The 18,493-nt window shown below is 52.6% G+C and carries 14 protein-coding genes; 5 read left to right on the forward strand and 9 right to left on the reverse strand.

From position 1 onward, the window contains the following. Positions 1–58: 58 nt before the first annotated feature. Genes VNQ80_RS01110 through VNQ80_RS01135 form a run of 6 tightly spaced genes read right to left on the reverse strand, consistent with a single transcriptional unit; the run spans position 59 to position 8,343 of the window. Complete coding sequence (locus tag VNQ80_RS01110) at positions 59–1,294, reverse strand: quinol:cytochrome C oxidoreductase (RefSeq protein ID WP_325635509.1); 1,236 nt, start codon at positions 1,292–1,294, stop codon at positions 59–61. 20 nt (positions 1,295–1,314) lie between these two features. Continuing rightward, positions 1,315–1,938, reverse strand: coding sequence for a cytochrome c (locus tag VNQ80_RS01115; RefSeq protein ID WP_325635511.1), 624 nt, complete (start codon positions 1,936–1,938; stop codon positions 1,315–1,317). Next, a complete protein-coding gene (locus VNQ80_RS01120) occupies positions 1,931–2,467 on the reverse strand; it encodes a DUF3341 domain-containing protein (protein ID WP_325635513.1) in 537 nt (178 codons plus the stop codon). Before VNQ80_RS01120 ends, VNQ80_RS01115 begins: the two co-directional genes overlap by 8 nt. Before the next feature lie 4 nt (positions 2,468–2,471). Further along, entirely contained in the window at positions 2,472–3,953 is a 1,482-nt protein-coding gene (gene nrfD, locus VNQ80_RS01125; protein ID WP_325635515.1) for an NrfD/PsrC family molybdoenzyme membrane anchor subunit, read from the reverse strand. 22 nt (positions 3,954–3,975) lie between these two features. Further along, entirely contained in the window at positions 3,976–6,990 is a 3,015-nt protein-coding gene (locus VNQ80_RS01130) for a TAT-variant-translocated molybdopterin oxidoreductase (protein ID WP_325635517.1), read from the reverse strand. Between the two features lie 57 nt (positions 6,991–7,047). After that, positions 7,048–8,343, reverse strand: a complete 1,296-nt coding sequence (locus VNQ80_RS01135; RefSeq protein ID WP_325635519.1) for a c-type cytochrome — start codon at positions 8,341–8,343, stop codon at positions 7,048–7,050. A gap of 691 nt (positions 8,344–9,034) precedes the next feature. Between VNQ80_RS01135 and VNQ80_RS01140 the strand changes: the two genes are divergently transcribed. Together VNQ80_RS01140 and VNQ80_RS01145 are read left to right on the forward strand one after the other, a co-directional pair. Continuing rightward, positions 9,035–9,532 (forward strand): methionine-R-sulfoxide reductase, encoded by a 498-nt coding sequence (locus VNQ80_RS01140; RefSeq protein ID WP_414692974.1) that lies wholly within the window; start codon positions 9,035–9,037, stop codon positions 9,530–9,532. Between the two features lie 475 nt (positions 9,533–10,007). After that, complete coding sequence (locus VNQ80_RS01145) at positions 10,008–11,840, forward strand: exosporium glycoprotein BclB-related protein (RefSeq protein WP_325635523.1); 1,833 nt, start codon at positions 10,008–10,010, stop codon at positions 11,838–11,840. Positions 11,841–12,001: 161 nt separating this feature from the next. Here the strand turns inward: VNQ80_RS01145 and VNQ80_RS01150 are convergent, their stop codons facing one another. Both VNQ80_RS01150 and VNQ80_RS01155 read right to left on the reverse strand, forming a co-directional pair. Continuing rightward, positions 12,002–12,148 (reverse strand): hypothetical protein, encoded by a 147-nt coding sequence (locus VNQ80_RS01150; RefSeq protein ID WP_325635525.1) that lies wholly within the window; start codon positions 12,146–12,148, stop codon positions 12,002–12,004. A gap of 138 nt (positions 12,149–12,286) precedes the next feature. Then, positions 12,287–12,484, reverse strand: a complete 198-nt coding sequence (locus tag VNQ80_RS01155; protein WP_325635527.1) for a hypothetical protein — start codon at positions 12,482–12,484, stop codon at positions 12,287–12,289. Between VNQ80_RS01155 and VNQ80_RS01160 the strand changes: the two genes are divergently transcribed. The 3 genes from VNQ80_RS01160 (at position 12,429) to VNQ80_RS01170 (ending at position 17,340) form a co-directional block, all read left to right on the forward strand. After that, entirely contained in the window at positions 12,429–13,967 is a 1,539-nt protein-coding gene (locus VNQ80_RS01160; RefSeq protein WP_414692975.1) for a gliding motility-associated C-terminal domain-containing protein, read from the forward strand. The genes VNQ80_RS01155 and VNQ80_RS01160 overlap by 56 nt on opposite strands. Before the next feature lie 18 nt (positions 13,968–13,985). Then, entirely contained in the window at positions 13,986–14,897 is a 912-nt protein-coding gene (locus tag VNQ80_RS01165; RefSeq protein WP_325635531.1) for a PorP/SprF family type IX secretion system membrane protein, read from the forward strand. 142 nt (positions 14,898–15,039) lie between these two features. Continuing rightward, positions 15,040–17,340 (forward strand): O-antigen ligase family protein, encoded by a 2,301-nt coding sequence (locus VNQ80_RS01170; RefSeq protein ID WP_325635533.1) that lies wholly within the window; start codon positions 15,040–15,042, stop codon positions 17,338–17,340. Here VNQ80_RS01170 and VNQ80_RS01175 read toward each other — a convergent pair. Further along, on the reverse strand, positions 17,323–18,327 hold the full coding sequence (locus tag VNQ80_RS01175) for a LacI family DNA-binding transcriptional regulator (protein WP_325635535.1): 1,005 nt from the start codon (positions 18,325–18,327) through the stop codon (positions 17,323–17,325). The genes VNQ80_RS01170 and VNQ80_RS01175 overlap by 18 nt on opposite strands. Positions 18,328–18,493 lie beyond the last annotated feature (166 nt).

Consider the following 18,493-nt stretch of genomic DNA (forward strand, 5'->3'; position numbering starts at 1 on the left):
ATTATCCCTATTTAGTGTTTCGTATCTCTATCCTTACTACGGTAGCCCATTAACTACCTTAAATTTGGTGGTGCAAACTCTCTTCCAAGAACGGATGTTTTGCCGGTGCCAATGCATGCTTGCTCAGTTTATTGAGCACGAGGAACGCAAACAATCCGGTGAATCCAAGTGCTGCACCGATTTCAACCCAGCCAAAGGCACGATGGGCTTCAACAGTACCAGGCATCACCATGATATAAAAGTCAAGCCAATGCCCAAGGAGCAGTACGATACATACTGTAGCGAGTATCTTACTGTTCCGCACGAAGTCGCGATTGACCAAGACCAATACCGGTATCACGAAATTAATGAATATGTTGATCCAAAACCATGGTTTGTATTCCGGCTCCCAACGTTTATAGAAGTATACGGTTTCCTCGGGAATGTTGGCATACCAAATCAACATAAACTGTGCGAACCAAACGTACGTCCAAAAAATGGAAAAGCCAAAAATCAATTTGCCGAGATCGTGCAGGTGGTTTTCGTTAACCCAGGCTAGATAACCTGCCTTCTTCAATAAGATCACCATCAGGGTAATCACGCAAAGGCCACTGACAAATATCGCAGCGAAGTTATACCAACCGAACATGGTAGAAAACCAGTGGGCTTCCAACGACATGATGGTATCGAACATCCAAATAGGCGAGGTGAAACCAAAAATCACCAAGAATATTGCCGACAGTTTAAAGCTCCGTTTGTAGGCGTTGAGGCCACCATGAAGGTCTTCGCTATACGAATAACGGGCTAGAAGCCATGCACAAATGCTGTACGCCCCCATAAAGGCCACCTGCCTAATCAAAAAGCCAGGCGCATTGAGGAAAGACGACTTACCAGCTATCAACGCATCATAGTTAGCGCTATTGGGGTCGGTAAGCCCTTCGCCAAACCAATGGTGGTAAAGATTGTGCGAGAACAACCCACCGACAATGATGACAAGTAAAATCAATGAAGCAACAGGCAATACATACGCCATTGCTTGCGGTATCCGTATTAAACCTGAAGGCCAACCGGCCTGGGTGACGTACTGGATTGCCAGAAAACATCCGCCGGCAGCACATACACCGGTAAAATAATATCCCATCAGTAACAAGTTGGCGTACGTGCGCTCCACGGTGACGTGGTCGCTAGAGAGCAAGCCAATAGCAATAGTCACAACGCCGATGGCTAGCGCGACCAAACTCACCACTTTCCCCCTTCCAGTGAATTTAAATTGCTCGCTGAAGTTATAATCGTTATGATGACTGTGAGTTCCCATTTAATATAGCTGATATAATATTATTTCTTTTGTAATTCTCTAACATACATAACCACCTGCCAACGCTCCTCCGGCGACAATTGCGACGCGTGCGATCCCATCATATTCAATCCGTATGTAATGGTATGGTATATCTTGCCATCGCTGAGATCAGCCATCGCTCCCCCGCGGGAAGAATTGGCACCATCTGACCGCGCATAGGATGGCGGTGGAGGGAAATTTTCCAACTGGCGTGATTCGGCCTCCAATGTCCTGTCTTTTGTAATCGAACCATCGCCATGTCCCTCAGGTCCGTGGCATACCGCACAGTATACCTGGTAAAGTGCTTCGCCTTTCACGAGGTTCGCTTCCGTGCGTTCCAATGGATTGATCAACTCCACACCTGCACGCTCATAATCATCCATCGTGTTTGCATAGGTGAATCGCTCAAACCCTACCGGGACCGTACCTGCTGGTGGCATCTGGGCAGTCTTTCCGTCGGCGAAATTCGGATTGGGCTGATCGGGGTTATAGCCGAGGGGATCATACATATTCCGCGAAAACTCCCAGCCCCGGCTACGCGTGGTGCCGTCTCCGCAGGAAGTCACCACGGTCGCTATCGCGACGGCAGCACCTACAGCGCTAAGAAGTTTCATCTTATTCATAGCTAACATATTTTCGTTCGTTGTACTTCACTTCAACCGCACCTGCCGACTTCAACAGGCCTTCAATCTTCTCATGATCAGCATTGTCCTTCGCGTCGACAGCAATAATGAACCGGTCGTCCGTAGCACGCAAATCCATTACGCGGGGAGCTCGCCCGGGGAACAGGTGGTTACGGTAGAAAAATGTGGCCACCATACCCAGTGCACATAGCAGGATCGTCACCTCAAACGTAACAGGCACGAATGCCGGTAACGGAAGTGATGGCTTTCCACCGATGTTCATCGGCCAATCGTAGGTCATGGTATAATAAAGCAAGCTGAATCCAAGGAACGTGCCCGTGATCCCAAAGCAGAAAGCTGCAATCGGTAAGCGCGAAGGCCTGACGCCCAGCTTCGCTTCGATACCATGTATCGGCATCGGGGTAAAGCAATCGTAGATGCTGATGTTGTTGGCTTGGAGTTTGTCAATCCCGTCCATCATCTCGTCCGGATCGGCAAAACTACCAAGGATGTACTTAATATTGCTCATTGCGCTATTTCGTTTCTAATTCGTTAATTTCTTCTTCCTTTACCGAGTCATACTTCGTCAGCGTATTCCGGAAAAACTCCACCTGTTCGCCGTCCAGATGACCTTCCTTGATCAATTTGGTCTTATGCTGCAAGCTCGAACTCTTCAACAATAGTTTTACTTCGGCAATGGCTATACCGGGCAGGAAGCGTAGGAAGAGCAGGAACAGCGTGAAGAAGACCCCAACTGAACCGACGAACACGCCTACATCCACCCACGACGGGTAAAACATGGCCCAACTTGAGGGCAGATAGTCACGGTGCAGGGACGTGACAATAATCACGAAACGCTCAAACCACATCCCGATATTAACCACGATAGAAAGGACCCACGAAATGGGGATGCTGGTACGGATACGTTTGAACCAAAACAGCTGCGGTGAAATAACGTTACACGTCATCATCGTCCAATACGCCCACCAATAGGGCCCGGCAATCCGGTTGGTGAATGCATACATTTCATATTCCGAGCCCGAGTACCACGCGATGAACAGCTCGGTCAAATACGCGATACCGACAATGGAACCCGTGGCAAGAATAATCTTGTTCATGGACTCGATGTGGAACATCGTAATGTAGTTCTCGAAGTTGAGCACCTTACGCATCACCAGCAACAGCGTCTGCACCATGGCGAAGCCCGAAAAAATAGCTCCAGCTACGAAATAGGGTGGGAATATGGTGGTGTGCCAACCCGGAATCACCGAGGTGGCAAAGTCCATGGATACAATAGTGTGCACCGAAAGCACGAGCGGCGTAGAAATACCGGCGAGGATCAGGGACACGATTTCAAACCGCTGCCAGGTTTTTACCGAACCGTTCCATCCGAATGACATGATGGAATAAATCCTCCGCTTCAAGCCCGCAGCACGGTCGCGTACCGAGGCAATATCGGGTAGCAATCCGCAATACCAAAACACCAGGGATACGGTAAAATAGGTCGAGATCGCAAACGCATCCCATACGAGCGGTGAGTTGAAGTTGACCCACAGCGAGCCGAATTGGTTGGGCAGCGGGAAAATCCAATACGCGAGCCAGGGACGGCCCATGTGGGCAACCACATAGGTCGCCGCACAGATTACCGCGAAGATGGTCATCGCCTCGGCAGAGCGGTTGATGGAATTACGCCAGTTCTGGCGGAAAATAAGGAGTACCGCTGAAATCAATGTTCCAGCGTGGCCAATACCTACCCACCACACAAAGTCGGTGATATCCCACGCCCAGCCAACAGTCTTATTAAGCCCCCAAGCACCAATACCGGTCCAAAACGTGTAACCCACACTAAACACCCATAGCAAAGCGCCTAAGGCCGCCAACGTAAAGCCGATCCACCACGCCTTATTGGGCTTGTTTTCTACCGGCAACAGGATATCGTCAGTCACCTTGGCATAGGTGATGTCTTTGCCGGTTACTAAAGGTTCCCTTATTATTGATTCGTTATGCGATGACATAAATATGTTGTTTCAGAATTAATTAAGCCTCGTACGTATTTCTCACCTTCGTCATGTACCCGATACCTGGCTGAACGTTGATTTCCTCCAGCACGTAGTACACACGCTCATTTTTCAGCGCCTTCGACACTTCCGATTCGGGATCGTTGGCGTCACCGAAAATAATAGCATTTGCCGAACATGCCGAAGCGCAAGCCAACTTGATGTCGCCATCCTTCAATGGCCGCTTCTCTATCTTCGCCTGCAGCTTACCTGCTTGGATACGCTGGATACACATCGAGCATTTTTCCATCACACCGCGCGAACGGGAAACCACATCAGGGTTGAGCACCAAATGGGTGAACTCGTTATTGAGGTAGTTATCGAAGCGCGAGTCGTTCCAGTAGTTGAACCAATTGAAACGACGAACTTTATACGGGCAGTTATTGGCACAGTACCGTGTACCGAAGCACCGATTATAGGCCATATGGTTCAACCCTTCCGATGAGTGTACGGTAGCCAATACGGGGCATACCGTCTCGCAGGGTGCATGTTCGCAGTGCTGGCAGAGCATGGGTTGGTGTACCACAGATACATTCTCCATATCATCCAGGTGACGGATCTCATCCTCTTCCGTATAGGCTTGGCCGTCTTGTTCAATGGAATAATACCGGTCGATACGTATCCAGTGCATTTCACGGCGACGGCGAACTTCGTCGCGGCCAACCACCGGAATATTATTTTCGAGATTACAAGCTACGATACAGGAACCACAACCCGTACAGGCATTGAGGTCGATAGCCATCACCCATTTGTGGCCCGGTTGCTCATATTTATTCCACAAATCGTAAGTTTTGTGTGTATCGGTCCACCGGCCAGCGTTATGGGCCGGATTTTCCTGGTACTTGGCAAAGCTCGTTTCGCGGATAATGTTACGTCCTTCGATGGTGTGGTGGGTTTGGGTTTGGGCCAACTCATACGAACCGCTGGCTTTGGCCAACTTCGCCGTTGTATTGTACTGCATGGTGCCGTTTTGCAACTTTACAAACGGATATGCGTTTTTACCCACGTTGTTGCCCGCCTTACCGGCCTTGGTACGGCCATAACCTACGGCAATGGATACTGTTCCCATCGCTTGCCCCGGTTGCATCAACACGGGCAGGGTTATCTGATAACCATTTTCCCCCTCCACCGTTACCAGGCTATTCTCTCCCAAGCCCAATGTCTCGGCAAATTTCGGGTTCAACGCCGCGTAATTGTCCCAAGTTACCTTGGATACCGGATCGGGCAATTCCTGCAGGTAAGCGTTATTCGCTTGCTTGCCGTCTTTGAGCGCCACGCTTTGATAGAGTTGCACTTCCACATCGTTGGCTTGCGCTTTGCTTTGCGTAGCAATAGCCTGCGCTAAGGCGCCCAAATTTGATGTGTCGAAACTATACGTCGATGCAGGTTGGTCGCCCTTAAACTCAAACCCAGTTTGCAATACGTCCTTCCATGTCTTCGTGCTACCAACGAGAATCTGTTGCTCCCAGTTATCTTTTACAAACGTATAATAATCAGTGGTATCGCCGGCCCACAACAGCAAGCTTTGCTCTGCTTGGCGGGTATTGTACACCGGATTGATGGTTGGTTGCACAACAGTATAGTACCCTCCCCGCGGGTGGGCATCACCCCAAGACTCCAAAAAGTTGTGGTTTGGTGCGATGGCCTCCAACTCGGCTGCGGTTTCATCTTCACGGTCGGCAAATGAAAGCTTAAACTTGATTTTTCCGAACGCTTCAGCCACCTTATCTGCTGCGGCATACTCGTATAGTGGATTGGCGTTCAGGAAAAACGCGACATCTACTTCGCCGCGGCCTGCTTCGGCCAAAAATGTTTCAAACGCTTCGTCGTTGCCTTTGTATTGGTAAGAAGGGTTATCAAGATCGATGGTACTGCCATAGCTTTCAAGCGCTACGTTGAGGGCATTGGTCAATGTTTGTATCCCTACATCGTTCGAACCGGAAACAACCAAGGCACGACCACGGGCCTGCAACAATTCCTGAGCCACCAACTTCAGTGCGGTTTGCGCTTTCGGATTGGTGCTGAGCGCTCCGGGCAGGCTGCTACCGGTTACCGCGTTATACAGGGCAATCAGCAGTGGCCCTTCTTCCGAAGGTTTGATAGCAACACGAACGTCGGCGTTCGTTCCGGTCATGCTCATTCCGCCTTCGAACTGGATATGGCGCGACATCTTCCCTTTTTTCAGACTTTTGTAGTCGCGATTAGCGATGTATTGCTGCGTGTGTTCCTCACCGCTGAGCCATGTGCCCAGGAAATCGGCGGCAACGCTAACAATAACATCGGCGTTGTCAAATCGGTAATGCGGCACGACTTCCTTGCCGAAACTATTCGCGTTCGCTTTAATAATACCGCCATAAGAAACCGCATCGACCTCAATCAACTTGGCAGTCGGGTATTTCTCGGTAAAACGGGCAATCACAGCAATTGTGGACGGACTATTAATCGTGGAAGACACGATACGAATTTGCTTTCCGGCCGCTTGGGCTGCGCCCAGTGCCGTAACGACATGTGTATCCAGTTCATCCCACGATATATCAGCTCCATTGAACTTCGGACCCTTCAGCTTTGATTGGTCGTACAGGTCGAGCACGGATGCTTGCGTAGCGGCATCCGTACCACAATTCAGACCTACCGCCGCGGGGTTAGCTTCCAACAGGATGGGCCGCCCCTCACGCGTCCGCACCAATACGCTCTGCCCTTTATAGCTGGATGCGTAGAAATTCGGAATACCGGGGGTAATCTCCTCCGGCTTAATCAAATAAGGCACCGCTTTGTGTACAGGAGTACGATTACAAGCGGCCAATGTGACCGCACCTACCCCAAATCCCAATGCTTTCAGGAAGTCCCGGCGCGGTGTTTTGGTGCTTAAGCCAGCCTCATTCAAAACATCTTCAACAGGAATCGTTTCGGCAAACTCACCTTTGCTTTTCGCTACGAAAGCGGGCGTCTGCTGCAACTCTTCCAAACCTTTCCAATATTGCTTGTTGCTATCCATTTAAGCTATGTATAAAGATTGCGTAGTCTAGTGATTACGTAGTTGTTATTGTTATAATTAATAATGGCATTTGCCACATTCCAATCCGCCCAGCATGGCCGCAGTAACCTTCTCCCCCTTCTTCAGCTGCTCATGTGCAGCAATCAGTTGGTCGTAGTAGGCGTTATCCTCATGGTTTACTTCCGTCTCCTGGTGACAATCGATACACCATTTCATAGTGAGCGGCGAGTATTGGTACACTTCAGCCATGGTCTCAATCGGGCCGTGGCACGTCTGACATTCTACGCCAGCTACGACCACGTGTTGTGAGTGATTAAAGTAAGCGAAATCAGGAAGGTTATGGATGCGTATCCACTCGATCGGACGTTGATCCGGTCCATATTCCATCGTTTCGGGATTATAGTCCAATGCCCGGTAAATCTTGGCAATTTCAGGCGAAAGCTGACCGTCGTATTTGTCGCTTGCCGTAATGGCCTTATGGCAGTTCATACACACATTGGCCGAAGGGATGGAGGCATTCTTGGATTTATAAGCCCCTCCGTGGCAATACTGGCAATCAATCTGGTTGACACCGGCATGGAGCTGGTGGGAAAACTTAATCGGCTGTACCGGCTTGTATCCCTCATGCACCCCCACGTTCCAAAGGGTTTTCCATCCTGCTGAACTCAGGAAGATAGCTACCAACAGCACGGTGAAAAACACCAACTTCTTATTTTTGGCCAGCTTTTTTAACTTGCCGAGGTAATCTTTCCCTTGGGTCTCTTCCGTTTCCACTTCTTCCGGGATGAGCGTTTTGTTGTTGCTGATGACACGCTCCAACGTACGGATAACCTTGTTGAGCACCAGAATGACCGCGAATGCCAGAACAATCACCGCCACAAGGCCGATAATCATGAAATTGCTTGCATCACCACTGGCACCTGCTGCTGCTCCAGCAGCGCCACCAGCGGCACCGCCACCCGCATCGGCAGCAGCCTTTTTCTCCTCTTCCGATTTGATGTAGGCAAGGACATTTTTTATATCGTCGTCAGTAAGCGCCGGGAATGCCGACATCATAGCACCCGGGAATTGGGCATCCAATTCCAGCGCGATCGGATCGCCGGATGCAATCATGGCAGGTGCGTTGTGTATCCATTTCACTAGCCAGGCTTCCTCTCGCCGTTCATTCACCCCGGCCAGCTCCGGCCCCAGAAATTTGCCGTACACTTTGTGGCAAGACGAACAATTAGCTCTAAAAACCGTCTCGCCGGCCTTCGGATCCTGAGCTTGCAACGAAGAAACCGCAAACAACAACACCAAAGCAACGGATATCGGCTTGGCAATTCTTTCAAAAACTAACGAGATATGTCTCATATCGAGCACGTTATACTGATTATGATAAATGTTAAAATTTGGGTAATCTGAATCAATGGAACTACACCCCTCTAATAATGCCACAAAAGTATAATTTATTGCCATATGGATGACAATGGGATGACCGAATTTAATAATTTATAATCGTTCTAAATTGATTAAAATCCGCGATTAAAGCACATATAGCCTGTTTTAGCGGAATGACGACAACCGGTGAACAGCGACGGGCATCCGGGCAAATTTGCGTTTCTAAAAATTATTTTTTATTATCAAATGATGAGCCCTACACCAAGGCCAACGCATTTAAGATTTAATTGAAAAAGTTGAGGATATAGCCGAGGGTCTCAGGATGTTTTTTAGGACCGCGAGTTCGAATTATTGGCCACACACGGTGGCATATATGCGGTTACCCTCCATTAAGAGCCCGTCTAAGCACTTAAAACGCCGGATGAGATAAATTCGACGAACTTGAAATTAAAATTAACTTTAAGTTAATAAGGGCTTTTCAACGGCGCCACACATGTCTACCGGTTCAATGCGCGAACCAAAGGCGATAAAATGCCGGTTTAAAAATGCAGATTCCACAACGCCCGAAAGAAATGACCTTGGGATGAAAACATTTCAGGAATAAATAATGTATATTCGCATAAACAGCGTATCCACGGTCTCACTTAGAGTTTAAAAGGTTATGATGCGGTATATCGGACTTATGTTAGTGCTCTTATCACTGCAAACAGCTTGCGGACAAACTGCTCAACAGCGGAATAACCGAAGTGGGGCCAATGTTAGTAAACATCACACAACTGCCAGCAACATGGACACATCAAAATACAACGAATTGACAGCAGAAGAAGAATACATCATCCTGCATAAGGGAACCGAACGGCCATTTACCGGGGCGTTGCTAAATAACAAAGCAAACGGCACCTACGTGTGTAAGCGTTGTGATGCGCCGCTTTATCGGTCGGAAGACAAATTTGAATCGCATTGCGGGTGGCCGAGTTTTGACGACGAAATCGACGGGGCCGTAAAACACGTGCCCGATGCCGATGGGCGGCGAACAGAAATTCTGTGTGCCAATTGCGGAGGCCACTTGGGCCATGTGTTCGTTGGTGAACGGTTCACACCAAAAAACACACGTCATTGCGTCAATTCCTTATCGATGAAATTTGTGCCTACCGCTCCCTAACGCGGTAGCGGCTTGCTGCCAGCCCAACTACAAACTAGCTACTACATAGCGCCTATTGGTGCGCATACCTCCCGTACTATTTTTTCAGACTCCCGCTGGGTGTTGGAAGTCGTATTTGATACCTACTGATCTGGCCACAGGCATCATCCTAGCATGTCACGCCCAAATATTATAAGGTATCAGAAAAAATACAAAACTACCCATTCGGGTGGGAAATTTGTCTCAAAAAATCTGTTCTTTTGAAAACATTCTATCCATGATAAAACATTTTCTATTTAAACGAAAAACAACATACGATGACCAGCAACCGGAACCAAAACCGGGACGGATATTCTCCGTTTCGATTGCCGCTACCGAATAGTCTTATTATTGACGGTGCCGTCAATAAACCATCACAAGCTGAAGCCCAACGATATAAATCAATGTGAGCCTTCCAATATACTGCCATCTAATACCAATATTATAATTTATTAACATGAAAAAAGCGTACGTAAATCTCATCATCTGCTTCTTAGCATTGGTGCCATCCCTCGCGTTGGCCCAAGTCGGCATCGGCATCGAACAGCCTGATCCGTCGGCACAACTTGAAATCATGTCAAATGGCAAGGGTTTATTGATCCCCCGGCTGACTGCCGCACAACGACCCGCTAACCCGGCAACCGGCCTGCTAATTTACCAGACCGACAACACGCCGGGTTTCTATTATTATAGCGGCTCGGTTTGGCTGCGCATCCAATATGCCGGCGAAAACCCATTTGCCGCGGCGGAGGCATACGATGCCGAAGACGCTGCAAACTATAAAGCCGGCCAGTTGGTTACCTACAATGGCAGTGTTTACCGGGCCAATAAGAACAACCCAGCTGGCACGCCCGACGCAGGAGACTATCTACTCTTGGTCGCACGGGGAGCCGATGGCGAAACGGGACCCGCTGGGCCACAAGGGCTGCCCGGTCCAGTGGGACCACAGGGACTGCAAGGACTGCAAGGTGAAATCGGAGCACAAGGAATACAGGGACCAAAAGGGGATACGGGATCACAAGGACTGCCCGGACCAGTCGGACCACAAGGACCACAAGGAATACAGGGTGAAACTGGCGAAACGGGACCGCAAGGGCTGACCGGACCAGTAGGACCACAAGGAGTACAGGGTGAAACTGGACCAGCTGGAGCAACGGGGCCTAAGGGCGATACTGGGGACGCTGGACTGCAGGGACCAAAAGGGGATACTGGACCACAAGGTTTCCCAGGACCGGTAGGGCCGCAAGGAATACAGGGTGAAACCGGACCAGCCGGAGCAACGGGGCCTAAGGGCGATACCGGGGCCACTGGGGACCCTGGACTACAGGGACCACAAGGTGAAGCCGGACCACAAGGCTTCCCAGGGCCGGTAGGACCACAGGGTGACGCCGGGGCGACTGGACCACAGGGACCCAAGGGCGATACCGGCGCTGCAGGGCCGGAAGGACTGCCGGGACCACAGGGACCACAAGGTGATACCGGGCCGCAAGGACCAAAGGGTGATACCGGCGCTACGGGATTACAGGGACCCAAGGGCGATACCGGGGCAGACGCAACGTTCACGTCGATGGTCACTTTTGACCTCCTGAGTGCCTCAACCTACCAACCCGGACAAGTTGTCCACTACAATGGTTCCACTTACGTGGTTATCAACGTACCATCTATAATCCTCCCCCCAGATGTCAGTCCAGACTATGCACTAGTTGCCGCAAAAGGAGCCCAGGGCGATCCGGGACCCACTGGGCCACAGGGGGACCCGGGATCCGGCGGGGGTGGAAGCGCGATTATCCCGTTTTCGTCTGGCACGCCGGTCTCATTAACAACGATCATGGGCGGACTAGTGGGCAAGCCTGCCGCCATCGGTTTTGGCAACAGCGCAGAGCTACCAGCTCCTATGGGTTACATTGATTTGACGGGTAGCCCGAGTACGAACCTCAATATGGCCTTTATGGTGCCGCGGGATGGCACGATTACGAGCCTCTCGGCGTTCTTCAGTACGACCACTGGATTATCGCTCGTTGGCACTACGATAACTATCCACGCCGAATTGTACCAGTCTACTACCCCGGATAATATCTTTACATCCGTCCCGGGTACCACGATGACGCTTTCCCCCCCTTTTACGGGGCTTGTTAGTATTGGCGATATGTGTAACGGTATATTAACTGGCTTGTCCATTCCGGTGACCGCAGGTACGCGGTTAATGTTTGTCGTATCTGCAACAGCTGATGGCCTTACCCTGATAAACACCATCGACGGTTATGTCAGCGGAGGATTGGAAATCCAATAACCACCTTAAACCACTGAGGATATGAATTTGAAAAACAAGTTTCCCCTCTTCGCACGCTGGCTGGCCATGCTGGCGGTGGCCATCATGTGGGCCAACCCCTCACATGGCCAAGTCGGGACACACGACGAGGGCATAACGGCACATCCGGGGTCGTGGTTTTCCTACGAACGCCTGGCACTGCTGCCAGCCAGCGGTGCACCACTGGTGATGCGGGGCAAAACGCTTGCCTTCCGTACTTCGCCCGTACCAATCGGTACGGGCAACTCGCTGCCCCGGGTGTATCGGGTGTCTGGCCCTGTGGCGTTCACCGGCCGCGTGCGCGTGCGCTACCAAACAACTGAACTGGGCCAACATGATGCGGCGACGCTGCTGCTCTTTGCGCAGGCCACCGCTGACGCACCCTTCAAGCCCATCATGGGCAGCACCAGCCACACGGGTAGCGACAGCTACGTGGAGGCCGACCTCGAAGACCATTCCTTCGTCGCGCTGACCGTTGCCGACCCTGTGGCATTGGGGTACGCCCTCACACCGCAGCTACCTAACGTCTCCGAGATCACCGATGACGGCTTCGCACTGGCGTGGCCCGACGTGATCGGTGCGGAGTCGTACCAACTGGACGTCTCCCGCCTGGCGGATTTCTCCACGTTCGTGGACGGCTACCAAAGCCGGATCGTGACGAACACTTCTGCCGTGGTGGCGGGCCTCGACCCCGGTACGCACTACCACTTCCGGGTCCGGTCCGTCGATGCCGACGGGGGAACCCTCGAATCGCCCACCGGCGATACGCTGACCCTTACGTCCGTTGCGTCTATCTCCCGCGATGTCGCGTCGCCGACCAATGCAGAACAACTGTCCTATACGGTTACCTTCTCTTCACCGGTTTCTGACGTGGATGCCGCCGACTTCGCCCTGGCGACCACAGGCAGCGCCATTGCCACCATCGGAACACCTTCCGGCAGCGGAGAGGTGTGGACCGTGCCGGTGTCGGCCGTAGCCGGACAGGGCACACTACGCCTCGATTTCATAGATACCGCAGGTATCCAGCCGCATGCTGTTCGGACCTTCGCCTCGGGTGAGTCTTACGCCATAGATCGCGTGCCGCCCGTGGCCAAAGCGAAGGATATCCGGGTAACCCTCGGTACCGGCGGCACCGTCACCATCACGCCGCAACAGGTAGACAACGGCAGCACCGATGCCGGTGGAACCGTTACGCTGTCACTGGATAAAACAGTGTTCAACCGTAACGAAACGGGCCGCCGGACTGTCACGTTGACCGTGACCGACGCCGTGGGCAACACGGCCACAGCAACGGCCACCGTAGACGTGGGCCGCGACGTGGCGACGGTAGCGGACCTGGCCGATGTGGCCACGACCTATGGCATTCCAGCCGCACAGCTGCCGCTCCCCGAGCGGGTCGGTGTGGTGTATACCGATGGCACCACGGCCAACGTGGCCGTTACTTGGGACCGCTCTACATTTGGGGACGGTGTAGGCACTTACACGCTCTCCGGAGACATCGTGCCCGCCGAACACACCACCAATACGCAGGCCGCCAAAGCGTCCGTACGTCTCGTGGTGACTCAAGCCACCCAGACCATCACGTTTACCTCACCGGGTGAGCTCCGCCGCGATGCGGGCAGCGTAGCCCTGCAGGTAAGCAGCAGCAGTGGTCTCCCTGTAACGCTCAGCGTAGACGACGAGCAGGTAGCCACCGTAACGGGCACCACGCTCAACGTACTTCGTCTCGGCACCGTGCGCATCACCGCCACACAGGCAGGCGACGCCAACCACCTGGCGGCAGCGCCGGTAACCGTTACCGTCACCGTGGTCGATCCCGCCGAAGAGCTGCCCATACGAGTGCACCAAGCCGTATCACTCAGCGCCGACGGCATCAACGACTTCCTGATGATCGAAGGGATACGCGACTATCCTGAGAACAAGGTCACCATCTTCAACAGGAATGGCACGCTCATTTACGAAGTGTTTGGCTATGACAATGGCGCCAGGGCATTCCGCGGTATCGGCACCGGCAGACTGCCCGTGCCGTCAGGCACCTACTTCTACATTGTCGAGATTAAGGAAAACGGCCAATGGAAGCACAAAAAAGGCTATTTCGTAATGAAATAAACGGAAGGAAGAAGGACTATGAACAATAAACGAAAAATGAAACCGTATCTCATAACCACCCTGTTGCTGTTGCTGGCCCTGGCCAGCAACGCCCAGCAGGGCATCACGTATACGCAGCACGGCCAGATCCGCGGTATACTGAACCCCGCGGCAAGCCTTATCCACGGGAGTGGTGAAATCTCCATCGTCGGCCGGCGGCAATGGGTCGGACTGGAAGGGGCGCCCACCATCCTCTGGGGCGGCGGCCATGTTGGGCTGAAAAACTTCGGCGCCACGGTGGGACTCAATTTCCGGCATGAGGCCCTCGCCGTGGAAAAGCAGACCGAGGTTTCCGCCTACTTCGCCAAAGCGGTGCGCATATCGGAATCTGAATACGTGGGTTTATCCCTCAACGCGGGGGTGGTGAACCATAACGCCAACTTTTCACAGTTGGACCCGATGGACCTGGCTTTCGCCGACGATATCCGGGAGACTGACGCCCTCGTTGGCTTCGGCGTAATGCTCTACCGCCCCGATCGGTACTATGTAGGCCTCGCGCTGCCACGCCTCATGCTGGGCAACCTGGGCGTGGACTCAGACAACCGCTACAACTTTCGCAACCAGTATTTTCTCAACGCGGGGGCCCTGTTCGAGCTGAATAGCGACTTCCACGTGAAGCCGGCCCTGCTGGTTGTCTATGCCGAAAGCTTGCGGCCGCAGGCCGACGTGTCGGCCATGGTGTTCGTAAAGCGGGCTTTCGGACTGGGTATCAACCTGCGGAGCTACGGCGAGGTGGGACTGCTATCGCAAATCAACTTGCGGCAGATGGGCATTGGTTATAGCTACCAGTTCAACGCCAATAACCAGGAACTTAACCGCCGTATCGGGAACTCCACCCACGAGGTGGGGCTCTCCTATCGTTTCGGCAAAACGGGTATCAGCCTACTCTAACCGGCGCAGACGAACCCCATTCCGGGCGAGAAGAGGGTGTATCATCAGCAAGATACACCCTCTTTTTCCTTTGGTGGCCATCCATGAGCCGCCTCATTTCGGAAAACCCGTACCTTTGGTGCCTAACGTTAATTATACCGCGATGAAAACCGCTTCACCACAAAACCGCGACCCGCAAGTCGGCCTATGGGTGCTTGCTGTCCTAACCGCCTATCTCGCCATAGATCTCTTCCCCGTAGTCGACCGCATCGATATCGCCCGGCTCCAGTTTCTTTACCTCAACATCATCAACATCGGGGTTGTGCTGCTGTTCGCATTCGGGCTGATCGGCCGTCACCCGACACCGCCGGTATGGAAACATGGGGTGCTGCTTGCTTACATCGCTTTTGTTTGCCTGGCCGGGGCGTCGTATCTAGCTGCCGCCAACAAGTCCCTGGCCTTACTTTGCATCTCCCAGCTGCTCGTATCGGCCACGATGGTGACCCTGATATGTACGTTGCTCCAGGGGTACACCCGGCTGATACCGAAGGTGGTATTGCTTATCGCCATTATCGGCACGGTCCAGTCACTGGCATTACTCAACGGGTTACAATCGGCGGTGCCATCAGAAATTCTCGGTGCACTTGAGGGCAACGCCGGCAATCCCAACATCTTCGCCGCAAGCATGTTGTGGAAGATCCCCCTGGTTCTGTTCGGTATCGTCTATGGCAGTCCCCGCATGCGGTGGCCACTGTCTATCGCGCTGCTACCCATGGCCACCTGCGTCTTCCTCGTCAACTCCCGGAGTTCGCTGTTGGTGATGCTGCTATTGGCCCTCGCCTGCGTGGCCTACCTAATCAGGTACCGCGGCGAAAGCAAAATGGGCTGGGCAAAAGCGGCCCATCTGGTTGTACCGGTTCTCGCCGCGCTGGTTACGGCAAACGTCGTCTTCCACCACCTCGGCCTCAGCGGGCGTTTCGAGTCGACCACAAGCCGTATCATGCAAATTACGCCGGACGAATCGTCCGCACAGGCACGACTATCCTATTGGGCACAAGCCCTCACCTTTGCTAGCGAAAACCCATTGCAAGGTATCGGCGTGGGCAACTGGATGATTGCCAATACCCCCTACATGGGGAGCGATTATATCTTTTCGGTGCACACACACAACGATTTCCTCGAAGTGGCTGCCGAGACCGGCATTGTCAACGGATTGCTCTACCTCGCGATATTCGGGGCGTTGCTCACGATCAACCTGCGGCGTATCTTGAGGCCTACCGACGCGAATCAACGCGCCGGTGCGTTCCTGGCACTGATGCTCCTACTCGTGTATGCCGTGGATGCATCGTTCAACTTCCCCCTATACCGACCTACTATGCAGGTCGGCTTCGCCATACTGATGGGGCTCACCATCGCCAACGGCCGGCGCACCGGCAATCACGCCATACCGGCCACGCCCACCATACGGCGTGCGGTAACCACCTTGCTGTTTGCCGCAGCCCTTGCCCCGCTGTATGCCAGCTATCACGCCGACCGCACTGCACTACTAGAGAACCGCCTCGTGTCGGACGATATCGACAACAACCTTTCACCATCGCTCACAGGCGACCAGATTGCGGCGTTCGGCCCCAAAATCCCAAATGTAGCGATGTATTCGTCGGTATCCTTTGCTGAATATGCGGGCATCTGCTACTTCCGTGAAAAACGGTACGCCGAGGCCTCACGACAGTTCGACCTCGCCAATGCCATCAACCCACACTTCGGGCGGCCGGACTTCTACAAATACCTCATGGCCAAGGAACGCGGCATGTTCGATAGTGCGTACTACTACCTGAAGAGATCGTTTTACGCCGCCCCTAGCGGCTATAGCGGCTACCAGTACGCCATACGAGAGGCGGGGGCACGCGGCGATACCACCGAAGTGCTGGCCATGTACAGCCGCTATGTGGCCACTGCACGGACGCCGAAACCGGCCGCGCTGGAGGATGCGTCATGGGCGCTACAGTCGTCAGGCTATCCGCTCGACACGCTGATTGCCCTTGTCAAAAAGGAAAATGCCGACCGGTTCCAGGGCGATACCACCATCCAGAAACGGCTGGATGGCCTGACAATTACGAGCTATCTGGTGGAGGGGCAGCAGTGGTTCGCTGCGTCGCGTTACGACTTGGCTTTAGCACGTTACCAAGATGCATTAGGAATAGACCCCACAAGTCCCTACGCATTACAAAATATAGGCTTTTACTACTACACGCTCGGCGACCCCGGCCTGGCGATCCCTTACCTCCGGAAATCGATCAGTAAACCGGGCCTGCAAGGGGGAAAAACAGCATATTACCTCGCAGTCTGCTACCAACAGATCGGCGACATGGACCATGCATGCGTCTACGCAACCCTTGCAAAAAACAACGGATTCTCCGACGCCGCCGGACTCGTTAAACAGACGTGCCTAACCAACCGAGAGTGACGACTCCCTAATAATCAGCTCCGACGGCAACACCACCTGCTTCAGCCCTTTCTCCTTGCCATCGAGCTGGTTCAGTAGAATGTTGATCAGCTCACTCGCGATGGCTTCAATGGGTTGTGACACGGCGGTAATGGTGGGTGTGAACAGCTTGAAAAGCGTATGGTCGTCATACGATGCCATAGCCGGCACAGGCACCTGATGCTGCTTTAATGCTTTCAGACCGGCAATCGCCAAATAGTTGGTGGCAAAGAATACGGCATCGGGCTGTTGGTCTTCCATGAATGCACGGAATTCGGCAATCACCGTCGGTTCATCATCGCCCATGTTCACCTTTTTTACGTAGGGTTGTAACTTGTAGGTATCGATGGCACGCATATAACCGTTCATCCGATCGCGCATCTGTGTTTGCGACGAATAAAGCGTCACCATCGCGATGCGACGGTGCCCTTGCTGGGCAAGGTGCGCAGTGGCATCGAATGCACCGCGCAAGTTGTCGGTTATAACATGGCTCGTCTCCAATCCGGGGATGTATCGGTCAAACAATACAACAGGCAGCTGGCTGCTCAACAACGACGCAATGGTATCCCGTACGCCCTCAGACGGCGTGATGATGTAACCATCAACGTGGCGGTCACGAAAAAGCTGAATGAGCTCGGTGGCTTTTTCGGGCTGATTATCAGTACTGCAGTAGATGATGCGGTAACCCCTACTATAGGCCTTGGCTTCGATGAGACGGGCGATATTAGCAAAGAATGGATTGGAAATGTCCTCGATGACTAAGCCGATAATCTTTGTCTTTCCCGTTCGGAGGCTTTTTGCCAGCTCATTGGGCTTATAACCCACCTTCTGGACATGCTCAAGCACCCTTTTGGTCAACCCTTCACTAATACGTTTCTCTTTAGCCTTCCCGTTTAGAATAAACGATATGGTAGTAACTGAAACCCCCAAATCTTTAGCGATGTCGCTGATCAGAATTTTTTTCTTCATTTTAGCAAAAAAGCTTAATGTTTAGCACACGCGCAAACCTATCAATTTTCTGCGGAAGTAGGGCAAAATAATTCTTAAAAAACTCACTCCGATACGAATGGCTCTATTGGCCAGCCTTTCGCCAATACCAATATCAAAAGAGCCGCCTCGTTTGAAACGCGACGGC

It is taken from the genome of Parapedobacter sp., from assembly GCF_035556095.1.
GTDB lineage: Bacteria > Bacteroidota > Bacteroidia > Sphingobacteriales > Sphingobacteriaceae > Parapedobacter.

Bases quoted from the DNA above. Each gene is read 5' to 3' on its own strand.
- VNQ80_RS01110 (WP_325635509.1), bottom strand. From the start codon at position 1,294: ATGGGAACTCACAGTCATCATAACGATTATAACTTCAGCGAGCAATTT.
- VNQ80_RS01115 (WP_325635511.1), bottom strand. From the start codon at position 1,938: ATGAATAAGATGAAACTTCTTAGCGCTGTAGGTGCTGCCGTCGCGATA.
- VNQ80_RS01120 (WP_325635513.1), bottom strand. From the start codon at position 2,467: ATGAGCAATATTAAGTACATCCTTGGTAGTTTTGCCGATCCGGACGAG.
- nrfD (WP_325635515.1), bottom strand. From the start codon at position 3,953: ATGTCATCGCATAACGAATCAATAATAAGGGAACCTTTAGTAACCGGC.
- VNQ80_RS01130 (WP_325635517.1), bottom strand. From the start codon at position 6,990: ATGGATAGCAACAAGCAATATTGGAAAGGTTTGGAAGAGTTGCAGCAG.
- VNQ80_RS01135 (WP_325635519.1), bottom strand. From the start codon at position 8,343: ATGAGACATATCTCGTTAGTTTTTGAAAGAATTGCCAAGCCGATATCC.
- VNQ80_RS01140 (WP_414692974.1), top strand. From the start codon at position 9,035: ATGCGGTATATCGGACTTATGTTAGTGCTCTTATCACTGCAAACAGCT.
- VNQ80_RS01145 (WP_325635523.1), top strand. From the start codon at position 10,008: ATGAAAAAAGCGTACGTAAATCTCATCATCTGCTTCTTAGCATTGGTG.
- VNQ80_RS01165 (WP_325635531.1), top strand. From the start codon at position 13,986: ATGAACAATAAACGAAAAATGAAACCGTATCTCATAACCACCCTGTTG.
- VNQ80_RS01170 (WP_325635533.1), top strand. From the start codon at position 15,040: ATGAAAACCGCTTCACCACAAAACCGCGACCCGCAAGTCGGCCTATGG.
- VNQ80_RS01175 (WP_325635535.1), bottom strand. From the start codon at position 18,327: ATGAAGAAAAAAATTCTGATCAGCGACATCGCTAAAGATTTGGGGGTT.